Origin of the sequence: Lawsonia intracellularis PHE/MN1-00, from assembly GCF_000055945.1 — a bacterium.
GTDB lineage: Bacteria > Desulfobacterota > Desulfovibrionia > Desulfovibrionales > Desulfovibrionaceae > Bilophila > Bilophila intracellularis.
This window is the reverse complement of the sequence record NC_008011.1, coordinates 1,177,544-1,191,193: the sequence shown is the minus strand read 5'-3', so window position 1 is coordinate 1,191,193 and position 13,650 is coordinate 1,177,544. Positions and strand designations below refer to the sequence as shown.

14 protein-coding genes are annotated in these 13,650 nt (G+C 33.1%); 9 read left to right on the top strand and 5 right to left on the bottom strand.

Annotation, left to right across the window (positions count from 1 at the left end; all coding sequences use genetic code 11):
- Window positions 1-13 precede the first annotated feature (13 nt).
- The 4 genes from LI_RS05220 to LI_RS05210 are packed head-to-tail and all read left to right on the top strand — an operon-like array spanning window position 14 to window position 2,133.
- Window positions 14-691, top strand: a complete 678-nt coding sequence (locus tag LI_RS05220) for a heme exporter protein CcmB (protein ID WP_011527037.1) — start codon at window positions 14-16, stop codon at window positions 689-691.
- A 47-nt stretch (window positions 692-738) separates the two neighbouring features.
- On the top strand, window positions 739-1,422 hold the full coding sequence (gene ccsA, locus LI_RS05215; protein WP_011527036.1) for a cytochrome c biogenesis protein CcsA: 684 nt from the start codon (window positions 739-741) through the stop codon (window positions 1,420-1,422).
- 2 nt (window positions 1,423-1,424) lie between these two features.
- The gene (locus LI_RS07450; RefSeq protein WP_172621352.1) at window positions 1,425-1,556 is read left to right on the top strand and encodes a CcmD family protein; all 132 of its coding nucleotides are present in this window, start codon (window positions 1,425-1,427) and stop codon (window positions 1,554-1,556) included.
- Window positions 1,549-2,133 carry a tetratricopeptide repeat protein gene (locus LI_RS05210; protein WP_011527035.1) on the top strand — a complete coding sequence of 195 codons (585 nt, stop codon included), beginning with the start codon at window positions 1,549-1,551 and terminating at the stop codon, window positions 2,131-2,133. The genes LI_RS07450 and LI_RS05210 overlap by 8 nt, the downstream gene beginning before the upstream one ends.
- 70 nt (window positions 2,134-2,203) lie before the next feature.
- On the opposite strand, the gene LI_RS05205 is transcribed toward LI_RS05210, so the two are convergent.
- On the bottom strand, window positions 2,204-2,425 hold the full coding sequence (locus tag LI_RS05205; RefSeq protein WP_041817052.1) for a hypothetical protein: 222 nt from the start codon (window positions 2,423-2,425) through the stop codon (window positions 2,204-2,206).
- Window positions 2,426-2,835: 410 nt separating this feature from the next.
- Between LI_RS05205 and LI_RS05200 the strand changes: the two genes are divergently transcribed.
- The 4 genes from LI_RS05200 (at window position 2,836) to LI_RS05185 (ending at window position 6,628) form a co-directional block, all read left to right on the top strand.
- A complete protein-coding gene (locus LI_RS05200) occupies window positions 2,836-3,879 on the top strand; it encodes an aspartate-semialdehyde dehydrogenase (RefSeq protein ID WP_011527034.1) in 1,044 nt (347 codons plus the stop codon).
- 200 nt (window positions 3,880-4,079) lie between these two features.
- Window positions 4,080-5,030, top strand: a complete 951-nt coding sequence (locus tag LI_RS05195) for an aminotransferase class IV (RefSeq protein WP_011527033.1) — start codon at window positions 4,080-4,082, stop codon at window positions 5,028-5,030.
- Between the two features lie 48 nt (window positions 5,031-5,078).
- The gene (locus LI_RS05190; RefSeq protein ID WP_231850139.1) at window positions 5,079-5,369 is read left to right on the top strand and encodes a hypothetical protein; all 291 of its coding nucleotides are present in this window, start codon (window positions 5,079-5,081) and stop codon (window positions 5,367-5,369) included.
- 164 nt (window positions 5,370-5,533) lie between these two features.
- Window positions 5,534-6,628, top strand: coding sequence for a glycosyltransferase family 4 protein (locus LI_RS05185; RefSeq protein ID WP_011527031.1), 1,095 nt, complete (start codon window positions 5,534-5,536; stop codon window positions 6,626-6,628).
- A 40-nt stretch (window positions 6,629-6,668) separates the two neighbouring features.
- On the opposite strand, the gene LI_RS05180 is transcribed toward LI_RS05185, so the two are convergent.
- From LI_RS05180 to LI_RS05170, 3 genes are all read right to left on the bottom strand, one after another.
- Window positions 6,669-7,166, bottom strand: coding sequence for a C40 family peptidase (locus LI_RS05180; RefSeq protein WP_223604177.1), 498 nt, complete (start codon window positions 7,164-7,166; stop codon window positions 6,669-6,671).
- A 273-nt stretch (window positions 7,167-7,439) separates the two neighbouring features.
- Window positions 7,440-9,308, bottom strand: a complete 1,869-nt coding sequence (gene mnmG / locus LI_RS05175; protein WP_011527029.1) for a tRNA uridine-5-carboxymethylaminomethyl(34) synthesis enzyme MnmG — start codon at window positions 9,306-9,308, stop codon at window positions 7,440-7,442.
- 633 nt (window positions 9,309-9,941) lie between these two features.
- Window positions 9,942-10,214 (bottom strand): PxxKW family cysteine-rich protein, encoded by a 273-nt coding sequence (locus LI_RS05170; protein WP_015353801.1) that lies wholly within the window; start codon window positions 10,212-10,214, stop codon window positions 9,942-9,944.
- A gap of 235 nt (window positions 10,215-10,449) precedes the next feature.
- On the opposite strand from LI_RS05170, the gene LI_RS05165 reads away from it, so the two are divergent.
- Window positions 10,450-11,544, top strand: coding sequence for an alpha/beta hydrolase family protein (locus tag LI_RS05165; protein ID WP_011527028.1), 1,095 nt, complete (start codon window positions 10,450-10,452; stop codon window positions 11,542-11,544).
- A 27-nt stretch (window positions 11,545-11,571) separates the two neighbouring features.
- Here the strand turns inward: LI_RS05165 and fusA are convergent, their stop codons facing one another.
- Window positions 11,572-13,647, bottom strand: a complete 2,076-nt coding sequence (gene fusA / locus LI_RS05160; RefSeq protein WP_011527027.1) for an elongation factor G — start codon at window positions 13,645-13,647, stop codon at window positions 11,572-11,574.
- Between the last annotated feature and the right edge of the window lie 3 nt (window positions 13,648-13,650).

The window sequence follows — 13,650 nt, the reverse complement described above, 5'->3', positions numbered from 1 at the left end:
TGATTGTTACTCTATGTTTACTCATGCTATTATCATTGCACAAAAAGATATAAAACTTCTGTTCTCTAGAGGTATAGGGGTCATACAGGCATTACTTCTGGGATTATTACTCATTTTTATTTTTAGTTTATCAAAACCATTAGATGAAAATATAACAGCTCAAGCAGCAGCTACCATCTTCTGGTTAGCTTCTATCTTTTGCCAGGTTCTTACATTTAATATTCTCTATCATATTGAAAAAAAAAGTGATACATGGTCAGGACTGTTACTTACACCATGTCCTGTTCAAGCTATTTGGTTAGGAAAAGCTTTAACAGGGTTTATTATCATTTCTGTTGCTCAACTTATTTTTATTCCTGCAATTGTTGTTTTTCTTAATCAAGAACCTGGAATATGTTGGGCACAATCACTACTCATTATATTTCTTATTAATATAGGTCTTGTATCTATAGGTTCACTAATAGGGGGCTTATCTCAAGGGCAATCTACCCAAGAGTCTCTCATTTCCATTATTTTATTTCCACTTGTAGTTCCTCTTCTTCTTGCAGGTATTCATACATGTACTGATGCACTCTCTTCAGAGTCTACAGAAGCTATGTATTCATGGATGCATATTGTTATAGCTTTTGATGCTATTTTTGCTGCATCAGCCCTTGCTCTCTTCCCAGTTATATCTTTAGGAGATGAATAAGTTATGATATTAAAGAATATTGTTATAATTAAAAAAAAGGTTACTATATGAAGCCACTATGGCTATATACCTTAGTTTCACTCAGTGGATTAGGAATGGCATTTTGCCAATACCTTATTTACTGCTATGCACCTATTGAAAGTGAACTAGGAATTATCCAAAAAATCTTTTACCTTCATCTACCACTTGCTTGGTGGGCTCTAATAAGTTTTTTTATCGTCTGTATAGCAAGTATAGGATATCTTAAAACACGAAAAACTTATTGGGATGCATTATCTGGTGCAACAGCTGAAATTGGTGTTATTCTAAGTAGTGCAACTATTATTACAGGTTCTATATGGGGGAAACAATCCTGGGGTGTTTGGTGGACATGGGATCCTCGTCTTACAACTGCATTAGTCCTCTGGTTTCTTTACAGTGCTTATCTAGTATTAAGACAGTTAGATATTCCTCAAGAGCGACGTTCTTTACTATGCTCTGTCTTAGGTATCATTGCATTTTTAGACGTTCCTTTAGTCTTTCTTTCTGCTAGAATCTGGCGCTCTATTCATCCCACAGTTTTTGCCTCTAATAATGGAGGACTAGATTCAGAAATGAAACTTACGCTTATTGCATGTATTATATGTTTTGGATTCTTCTGGTTATGCATTATTAGTATACGAGGGAAACAATATATACAAAAAGAACGACTTGCTGCTCTTACTAGTACACAAATTTGGAAAGGAAAATGATTATGATAAATTGGCTTGTGTATACAAATATTATAATATGGATATTACTTTGCAGTTATGTTTGTTTTATTGGATATAAACAGATAAGACTTGAAAAACGTCTTAAAAAAATGGAATACTTAGATAATGAGTAAACGAGCTATATTAAAAAAACAACAATATATTTTACTTATAATTATAGTAGGTGCTCTTTCTATTATTTGTGGAACAACTTCCTATTTTATTGAACATCCAACACTTACAATGCATATTGAACAACAAGAAGCCTCTGCTATTCAACAAGATAAAAATATAACTAATGCTAGTCAAACAGACTTACTCACACTTACACAAAAGCTACAAGCAAATCCTAATGATGCTAGGATTTTACTTGAATTAAGTAAATATTTTATAGAACTCTGCGAATGGAAACAAGCAGAATATTTTCTTCTACATGCATTAATAGTAGAGCCTAATAATCCAGATATACTTTACTTATTAGGTATTACACAATATAATCAAGAAGAATACATTGATGCTGTTAATTCGTTCAAAAAAGTACTTATAATAGAACCTGACCCATCAGCGCAGTATAGTTTAGGATTGCTCTATCTATACTATTTAGACGAAAAAAATCAGGGGTTACAATATCTACAACAAGTTATAGATAATCCCAAAAGTACACCTGAAATGAAACAAACTACTCAACAGCTATTAGCTAATCATAAATAAAAAATAATAGCTAATTAATCTCTTTTTGTGATACTTATTACTAACTAAATACAAATAGAAAATAATTAGTCTAAATACCTTCTATGCCTTGTCTCTGACAAGAACGCAATTGTAATTCCATAACAATTAGGCGTTCATAATCTTGAGCAGGTGCCACTGGCTGTTGATATTCAGCCCGAAGTGCAGACTCTATTTGTTGAGTTTCTTCCCAAAAATCAAGTAACTCTTCATCAGCAAGCTGCTTGATTTGGAGCGCAAAGGAAATATCTTCATTTTGGGCCCATGTTGCCATATATACTCCTTACATTCAGGATACTATAAAAAGAACCCCTCTCTGAAAACATGTCTTATACAGTATAAGAACAATTAATCATACTGACAACCCTTCTATTATATGATTACAGATGAGGATTATAAAATACTTCTAATAAGTAATAACATCCAATAACTATGTTTTTTATATATTAGATAGTATATTAAATGTCTATTATTCTTTTCACTGTAACCCTATGCATACTGTAACATCCATAATAAAAAAATATACATATCGCATAGTTATATATTATATATTAAAATTTCGAAGTTTATTTTTAAAAATAAGAATCTAACTGAATAAAAACAATGCTTGACAGTAGAAAAAAGGCATATAAGAAAGAAAGGTAGTTTATAATAACATCATACTTGTCTCTGAAGAGGTATTTTGTGTCTAAAAAACCTGTAATTGCTATAGTTGGTGCCACTGGCGCTGTAGGAAGAGAGTGTATTAAACTTTTTGAAGAACGAAACTTTCCTCTTAATGATATAAAACTTTTTGCATCTTCACAATCAGTAGGAATAAAAATTCCATTTAACTCTGATGAACTTTCAGTACAAGAAATTACTGATCAAAGCTTACAAGATGTAGATATTGCTATTTTCTCTGCTGGAAGTGAAGTATCAAAAAAATATGCTCCTATTGCTGTTTCATCTGGCTGTGTAGTAATCGATAATTCTAGTCATTGGCGTATGGACGATAGATGTCCACTTGTTATCCCTGAGGTTAATGCACATACACTGGATAATCATAGAGGTATTATTGCTAACCCTAATTGTTCTACTATTCAACTGATTGTTGTATTAGCTCCTCTTCATAATATAGGAAAAATTAAACGTATTATAGTTTCTACATACCAATCTGTTTCTGGAACAGGTCAAAAAGGTATCAATGAAATAGAAAAACAAACTCTCCAAATTTTTAACCTACAACAACCTGAAGTAACTATTTATCCTCACCGTATTGCTTTTAATTGTATACCCCATATTGATAGCTTTCTTGATAATGACTACACAAAAGAAGAAATGAAAATAACTAATGAAACAAAGAAAATATTTGATGATCCTGCTATCAAAGTCACTGCAACTTGTGTACGAGTACCTGTTTTTTACGGCCATTCGGAATCTGTAAATATTGAAATGGAAAATAAAATAACCCCCCAACAAGCTCGCGCCATCCTCTCTCAAGCTCCTGGGGTTTGTGTTTATGACAACCCTAAAGAGAATATGTACCCTACTCCTCTTGATGCTACAGGAGAAGATCTAACTTTTGTAGGACGTATTCGTGAAGATCATAGTATAGATAATGGGCTTAACCTATGGATTGTTGCTGATAATGTTAGAAAAGGTGCAGCATTAAATGCTATACAAATTGCTGAACATCTTGTTAATAACGACTTGCTAACCATTGATAATCCCAATCTTTTTTTATAATCCCTATACTTCATTAGAAACAATTAACCATAGCTACTTTAAATATAGTTACTAGAACATATCTTATTATATTATATGGTTTATAATATACACTGTATTAATCATATTATATGTACTATAATGATAATACTGTGTCAGAGTAAACATCAGTATTGCTAGCGGTCACATATTAATAGGTAGTCATCAAGAGGTACCATAATATGCTTCCTATACTAGCTACAAATGCCTTCGTAGACCATATTCAATATCAACTTTGTCCAGGAGCAGAAAAACTTCTTGAATTTTATAACCATAGCTCTGAAGATATTTACTATGGTCCAAACCAAATGGTAATCCCTATTGATGCTCATCTTGTTCATCGTGGAGATGGTGTCTTTGAAACACTATCTATTATGGAATATCATATCCTTCAGCTGAAGGAACATATAAAGCGTATAGTTACTTCAAGCAAAAAATTAAAACTTTCTCTCCCATGTTCTACTTCAAAATTGAAAAAACTCATTATGACTGTTGCTAAAGCAGTTAATAAAAATGAGGGTAATATACGTGTCCTTATTGGTAGAGGACTAGGTGGTTTTAGTATTAGTTCATTAGAATATCCAAATTCTAGTTTGTATATTGTAGTTTATAACACAACACAACTATTGGAGAGTTGGTACAAAAATGGACTTACTGCATGTAAAAGTAATATCCTATCAAACCCTATCTTATTCTTAACAAATATAAAAACAGTAAGTTATATTTTGGGTATTCTTATGGAACTTGAAGCCATAGAACAAAAAGTCAATCTAACACTATCATTCAATGAACAATGGTGCTTCACAAAGTCAGCTATTGCTAACATTGCTATTGTATCACAAGATAACACTTTAATCTTCCTAGAATTTCAAAACATTTTAATTGAAACAATATTAGAAAAAACAATTGAAGCGTTAAAACCGTCTGTATTGATTGAACTACAGTGTATAACTGAACAGGAACTTTTAACAGCTAAAAAAATATTAGTTCTTGGAACAACACATCTTTGTATAGGAATCACAAAGTATAATGGACATATCATTGGCAATGGAACAACAGGTCCTATAAGCAATATGTTAAGAAACATGCTTAAAAAGACCTTGTTAAAACATGGTATACCTATTAACCACTAAAAGGAGAAGACTATGTGTCGTATCTTAGCTTCCTTCTTAGCTTGCTTTATGCTGATCATGGTTAGTTATACTCTCTCTGATGCAAAGAGTGATAAGTTTCGTACAAAAGGGACTGTAACATCAGTCAATGAAGAAGAACAAATGTTTACAATTAAAAACAAACATGGAGAAACCATCTCATTCAAAGTTGAAAGAAAAAGCGATTTTGAAATAGAACGTTCAATTTTTGATGATAAAGATGTATCTTTCAGTGAACTAAAAGTAGGAGACGAAGTAAAAGTAAAAGCCTATAAAGGTGAGCCTCCAGTTGCCGATGACGTAACTATTTATCGCAAATAATACCTTAACACTGATCCAGTTAGCTGGATCAGTGTTTTTTCTTGTATTACCTGTTAAATATGGAGTATACTATTTTGGTGGTCAATGCTATAGGTTAATTATAATATGAGTTATAGATGTCTTGTTTATATTGTGGGATAGTTCTTTTGTTGTTAGGTTAAATTATGCAAGTACTTCTATTAGATCTTGGACTTGAACTACGTGGAGGACAACGGCAAGTTTACTACCTTGCACAAGAACTCCAACATTCTGATGTAGTACCTTTTATTGCATGTCCAAAAGCTAGCGCTCTTGCAGTAGTTTGTAAAAAAGAACGGATCCCTTTTATTCCCCTTCTTGGTAGAAGCCCTGCAAATCCATTAATACTCTTCCAACTAGAAAAAGCCCTTCGGAAATTATCTATTAATATTATCCATACAAATGACGCACACTCAGCTGCTTTAGGAGCCTTTAGTAAGGCACTACATGGTAATAATATACTCCTAATGCACAGTAGACGTGTATCTTATCCTCTGCATACTGGTAGCCGGATGAAAAAATATCTACTTGCTGATAGTATTGTTACTGTTAGTGAAGAAATACGTAAAAGAGTTATTCAATCAGGGATTGAACCTAATAAAGTATCTACTATCCACTCTTGTATTGATCCATCTCTATACTATCCTAAAAAAGATAGAAAAGATGGGCGATTTGTTTTTCAAAGTATTGGGGCACTTACTAGTCAAAAAGGATATAGTAATTTACTCCAAGCTATGCATATTATAAAAAAAGCAAAAGATCTGCCCCCATGGGAAGTACGTATTGCAGGCTCTGGTGAACTATTTCAATCATTACTTAATGAAGCATTTGAACTTAATGTAGCTTCTCAACTTGCTTTATTAGGTCAACAAGATAGTCGAGTAATTTTACCTCTTGCTGATGCTGTTGTTGTACCCTCAGTAGAGGGTGAGGGAAGTAATGCAACAATAAAAGAAGGTTGGGCAACAGGAATTCCTGTTATTGCTTCTAATTTAGAATCAAATGCTGAACTTATTCAAGATGAAATTAATGGACTTCTTGTTCCAGTAAATGATCCAGTTGCACTAGCTATGGCTATGATCCGCTGTATGCAAGAACCACGACTTTGTGAAAAAATTGTATCTGAAGGGACAAAAAGCCTTGAAAATTTTACAACTACAACAATGGTAAAGCAATATCTACAACTATATCGTAACTTATTTCCAATGCGTACTATTCCTCAACAACAAAAAGCTAGTTAACATAACAAAATCAAAACTTTTTAACTATAACTATTTTTAATTATTGTATAATACGTCGTATAGTGTGTAGTTTGCTTTTCCAATATAAATTTTCTATTTTATCATGACGTACATGCTTTCCTGATCTAGGACTATGAATAAATCTTCCACATCCAGTATAAAGTCCTGAATGTAGACCACTTCTTCCTTTACAGGTTTTAAAAATAATAATATCACCAGGCTTAATAGCATGGAACTTAATAGCAATACCTGCTCTTGCTTGATCTTCAGTCAATCTTGGGATACATACCCCATGTTTTTTATAAGCCCACCAAACTAAACCTGAACAGTCAAAGCCTCTTGGAGTTGTCCCACCAAGCACATAACGAGTTCCTATCTGACTCTGTGCAGTTTTTACGATATGCTGTGTAAGTAGTGTATTTTTCTTTGAGTAACCTCCTCCTACAATAACTTTTGAAGAACATCCAAATAAAAAGTTAACATAAGTAATAAGTAAAACTAATAAGTAATAATGTTGAAAAGATCTTTTAGTTTTCATAAAAACAAAAAATTTTATAAGCATCTATCTGAGTCATGATAAATGTTAGGCTAACATCATACTTCATTTATCTATATGCAGTTATAACTAATGTATAGTACAATGATATAAAAAATCTAGCTAACTTATATAACTGTCTATTATATTAAACAATAAGTCAAAGATAGATAACAATTCTTTTATTTCTTTAAGTTTATTAAACTTATTTAAGTTAACACTCTAATTATATCTATAAATTATCTATTCCTTCTACTTTAAAAAGAATAACAAACATTATCTAAAAGCATGTATCTTTTTTAAATATATTTCAAGGCATGTAATAGCAGCAGGAGTTACTCCTGAAATACGACCAGCCTGTCCAAGTGTCTGAGGTCTTACTATTTGTAACTTTTCTATAACTTCTGAAGAAAGTCCTGCAACTTTAGTATAATCTATTTCTTTAGGAAGATATGAATGTTCTAACTTTGCAGACCGCTGTACAAGTTCTTCTTGACGGTCAAGATAGCCAGCATATTTTATAATAGTTTCAGTCTCTAAATATACATCTTCTGAAGTTATAGGTAAATCAGAATATATTTTTCTCAAGGTTTGGAATGTAATAGAAGGACGTTTTAATAGCTCCTCTAATGTATATGCCCTATTAGGAATGCTTTCTCCTAATTCTAAAAATATACTAGGGTCCAATGTATCTGGTTTTATCCTAATATTCTGTAATCTATTAACAAGTGTATCTATATCTGATATCTTTTTTTGAAATAAATTCCATTGATAGTCGCCAACTAACCCTATTTTTCTTCCTAATGGTGTTAATCTAATATCAGCATTTGCTTCTCTCAACAACAATCTATATTCAGCTCTAGAGGTGAACATCCTATATGGCTCTTTTGTCCCTTGTGTAACAAGATCATCAACTAATACAGCTAAATACGCGTTATCTCGTCCTAAAATAAATGGCTCTTGTCGTGTAATTTTACAGAATACATTCAGTGCAGCCCATAATCCTTGTCCTGCAGCTTCTTCATAACCTGATGTTCCATTTATTTGTCCTGCTAGCCATAGACCTGGGAGAACCTTTGTTTCAAGTGTAGGATGCAATTGCATAGGATCAACATAGTCGTATTCAATAGCATATCCTGGTCTCACCATATGTGCATTTTCAAGCCCTGGAATAGTTGCGATTAATGCTAATTGGATATCTAAAGGTAAACTTGTAGAAATTCCATTAATATAACACTCCTGACTAGTTAATCCTTCAGGTTCAACAAATATCTGATGACGATCTCTATCTGCAAAACGTGCGACTTTATCTTCTATTGATGGGCAATAACGTGCCCCTGTTCCAGTAATAACACCTGTAAACATAGGTGAACGATCCATTCCTGATCGGATTACATCATGAGTATATTCATTTGTCCAAGTGATATAACATGGAACTTGTGGTTGAGAAGGCTTTGGACCATGGAAGCTAAAGGATGGGATTGGTGTATCACCCAATTGCATCTCCATTGATGTAAAATCAATAGACGTTTTAAGTAACCTAGGAGTAGTCCCAGTTTTCAAGCGGCCTAAATGTAACCCTATAGAGTGAAGTGATGATGAAAGCTTTGAAGTTCCTACATCACCTAATCTTCCTCCAGAAAAATTCTTTTGTCCTATATGCATCAATCCAGAAAGGAAAGTCCCTGTTGTAAGAATGACATATTGACTATTAAATAATTGCCCAAGTGCTGTTTTAACACCTCCTGTATGTCCATCTTTTACAATAATAGCCTCAACTGTATCTTGCCAAACAGATAAATTAGGTTGAGAAAAAATATCTTGTTTTACAGCTTGCATATATAAATCACGATCTACTTGTGCCCTAGTTGCTCTAACAGCTGGTCCTTTACTCCTGTTTAATGTTCTAAACTGTATCCCTGCTTTATCAGCCCATAAACCCATCATACCACCAAGAGCATCAATTTCTCTAACAATATGTCCTTTTGCAATACCACCAACTGCTGGATTACAAGATAAATGTCCTATTCTATCAACATTACCTGTAATTAAAAGTACTTTTTGGCCTAACCGTGCTAAAGCCATAGAAGCTTCACAGCCAGCATGCCCACCACCAACAACTATACAATCAAATGTTGTCCTCATTCACTCTTCTCATCTTTAAACATAGAAAAAATCTTATTTGTTCTATGTATCATTATAGGTAATTATTATTTGTTTACCTAATGTCAGTTACCTAGTACAATATAATTTTGGATATAACACATACTATAAATAGAATAAAATTTTATATAATCCTACAATAATATCTCATGCAGCTATATATAAATAAAATACTATTTCTTACTTGTATATAACTAAAATATTACTTTGAATACTTGATTATCTTTCTAACTAACTAGTACCTTTTACTTTGTAACTAATAACATTTCTTAATATTATAATACTATATATGTTCAAAAATTTTATTTATTTAATATAGTTAGTTAACAAGGAAAGTTATCTCTATATTTTTTAATATAAATAAAAATATATAATGAATAATGTATTCTTATATAACTTGTTATCTACAATGCAATATGTACACTAAGATGAAAAAATATATAATTTACTAAAAAAAACTGTTAATTAACAGTAGCCATAGCTATATTATTATATTATTCTTTTATAACTTATTCCTACTTCTATAAAAAAGTACTATTCAATATAGCTATTCATCATAAAATAAAAAGGAAGACTTATCAGCCTTCCTAACTAAAAAAAATCTATAGTAAATTACTATCGGCCTTTAGCAGCACGTTTTGATGCTTTCAGAGGATTAACCTTAGCAGATTTACCTACCTCAATTTTTATATTAGTAGCAAAATTACAACGGCCATCAGCCCATTTTCTTGAAGGAATAGGATATGTACTACAAAATGACTCTTCTTCAAATTCACGGATATGGCCACAGCCATCACATTTTTCTATGATAGGTTGCATAATAACACCTTTAAGCTCTACACCCTCACTTGTCCTAACTGCACCTTCAAGAATCTTATTGGTGCTCATGATAAAACCTCCATCCATACTCTAAAAAAATATTTTTCATAAGAAACTGTGGTGTATTACCCATATTTCTCTTCTTGTCAAGAATTCTTCTATCCGTTATTTTAAGTATGTTTTTAGACAAACTAATTAACACTATGGGATAGAACAATAGTAAAGAGCAACTACTTTCATAAGTCTCTAGCAACTTGTATAAAAAGAATATTATCCTTCTAACCTATAAAGTTTTCTTACCTTAATGTACAAAAAATTCTTTAATATTTATCTTAACATTATTACCACTCATCATCTACATTTTTTCCTATATTTCTTTTTATTAACATTACTGGAGTGTATTACATACACCACAAGCCATGCTGCCTCTATAGAACCAGGAATCCGACTTGAAAGTTTATGCATTGAAAATAATCAAACAAAACTTGATTTAGCTATTTGGTATCCCACTCTACAAAAACCTATACAAATAAACTATGGTGATTGGAATATTATAGCTTCACATGGTGCAAAGCCATATCCAGGTAAATACCCTGCTATTATTTTATCTCATGACTCTGCTGGATCTCGGTTTTCTCTTCATGAGCTTGCTACAACACTAACCCAAAAGGGCTACATTGTAGTAAGTGTAACACATCAAGGTGATAATGCTGATGATATGAGTCTTATGTTTACTATAAAACAAATTACAGGCCGTGTACACCAATTAAATATTATTATAGATTTTTTAATGAATGATCAGGAGCTATTTGATATTCTTGATACACAAAAAATAGGTATTATTGGTATAGGTACAGGAGGAACTGCAGCTCTTTTATTAGGAGGAGCAAAACTTGATCCTTCAGCATGGTGGGATTATTGTAACAATATTATATTACCGTCTTCATCCATAATAGTCAACGATGCTTACTGTTCTTCATGGGTAAAACCTAAGATGAACATACTTGCTCAACAAATTGATCCTCAAGAAACATATAATAACCCTAGGATAACAGCTATAGTTGTTGTTGCTCCAGGTTTTGGAATGTTTTTTTCTAAAGAAAGCTTAGCTTCATTATCAAGACCAATACTTTTGGTAGAAGCAACAAAAGATTATATTAATCCTCCTAAATATCACTCACAATATATTGAAAAGCAGCTTTCTACTTATTATGAAATGATTGTATTATCAGAAGCTTCTACAGCTACTCTTATTTCTCCATGTTCAGAAAGCTTAGAACAAGTTCTGCCAGAAATGTGTTCAAAAGAGCTTGATGTTACAAAACAATTAATACAAAAAGAAATTGCTAATACTAGTGCAGCATTTTTTACAAGATGCTTCAGTTTATTTAAAAAATAATAAAATTAATTTGATAACCTATAGTTATCAACTCCGACTTTTTATAACTTCTTCAGCAATGGCTGCTGGGACTCGCTCATAATGATCAAATTGCATACTAAAAGTTGCACGCCCTTGTGTACGTGAACGAAGCTCTGTTGCATAACCAAACATTTCAGAAAGAGGAACTTGAGCACGGATAGCTTGTGCTCCAGAACGTGCCTCCATAGATTGGACTTTACCACGACGTCCGTTTAAATCACCCATAACATCTCCAAGATAGTCGTCTGGGGTCACAACTTCAACATCCATAATAGGCTCAAGTAATATAGGATTACTCTTATGCATAGCATCTTTTATTGCCATAGAGCCAGCAACATAAAATGCTTGTTCTGAAGAGTCTACCTCATGGTAAGAACCAAAAACAAGATTAACTTTTATATCAACAACAGGGAAACCAGCTAATATGCCTGACTTCAATGCATCTTGAATACCTTTATCTATAGCGGGAATATACTCTTTAGGTATAACCCCCCCAGAAATAGAATTTATAAATGTATACCCATTCCCAGGATTTGGTTCAATTTCAATGACACAATGTCCATATTGCCCACGTCCACCAGATTGTTTAGCATATTTTGTATCAGACTTCCCAGGCTTAGTAATTGTTTCACGATAAGCGACTTGAGGCTTTCCAACATTTGCATTTACATTAAATTCTCGTAATAATCTATCAACGATAATTTCTAGGTGAAGCTCACCCATACCAGCAATAAGTGTTTGACCTGTCTCTTCGTTTCCTTTTACTCGAAAAGAAGGATCTTCTTTTGCAAGCTTATTTAGACCAGTTGAAAGAGCATCACGATCTGTCTTTGTTTTTGGCTCTATCGCAACTTCAATAACTGGCTCTGGAATATCAAGAGATTCAAGAATAACTGGACGCTTTTCATCACAAAGAGTATCACCTGTTGAAGCTTGTTTTAAACCTACTAAAGCGACAATATCACCAGCTCCAGCCCATTTAATATCTTCACGCTTATTGGCATGCATTTTAAGAAGTCGTCCAATTCTCTCTCTCTTTTCTGTAGTTGTATTAAGAACAGTCATTCCAGACTCAACAAATCCAGAATAGATACGGAAGAAAGAAAGATGACCAATAAAAGGATCAGAGGCCAACTTAAAAACAAGTCCTGCTAATGGCTCTTTATCTGAGCAGTGACAAACTATTTCCTCCTCAGGACTATTAGGATTATGACCTACCATTTGTGGAATATCAAGAGGAGAGGGTAAATACTGAACAACAGCATCAAGTAAAGGTTGTACCCCTATATTCCTAAAAGCTGAACCACATAGTACAGGAACAAGCCTCTGTTCAATTGTGGCTTTACGTATACAAGCTATAATTTCTTCTGCTGTAAGCTCTGTTCCCTCAAGATATTTAGCAAGCAATACCTCATCTTCTTCTGCTGCTGCCTCCATCATTTCAAGACGTTTTTCTTGGTATAACTCCATTAATTCTGGAGGGATAGGACCCCTTTCAACTTCAAGGCCTTTTGTTTCCTTATCAAACTTTAAGGAAACCCCATGTATTAAATCAATAATTCCTTCAAAGTTATCTTCAGCACCAATAGGAAGTTGTAGACAAACAGGCTTTGCTCTTAAACGTTCTTGAATCATATCTACACATCGGAAAAAATTAGCCCCTATTCTATCCATCTTATTTACAAAACAGACTCTAGGGACACCATACCTATTTGCTTGACGCCATACTGTTTCAGACTGAGGCTCAACTCCTGCAACAGCATCAAAAACAGCTACAGCGCCATCAAGAACTCTAAGAGAACGTTCAACTTCAATTGTAAAGTCTACATGTCCAGGAGTATCAATAATATTAATACGATAACCATCCCAAAAACAAGTTGTTGCAGCTGAAGTAATAGTGATACCACGTTCTTGTTCTTGCTCCATCCAATCCATTGTAGAGGCACCATCATGTGTCTCTCCAATTTTGTGCGATACTCCAGTATAATATAAAATACGCTCAGTTGTTGTTGTTTTACCTGCGTCAATATGTGCCATAATGCCAATGTTACGCTGCTTCTCTATAGGGACTGTTCGTGACACTAT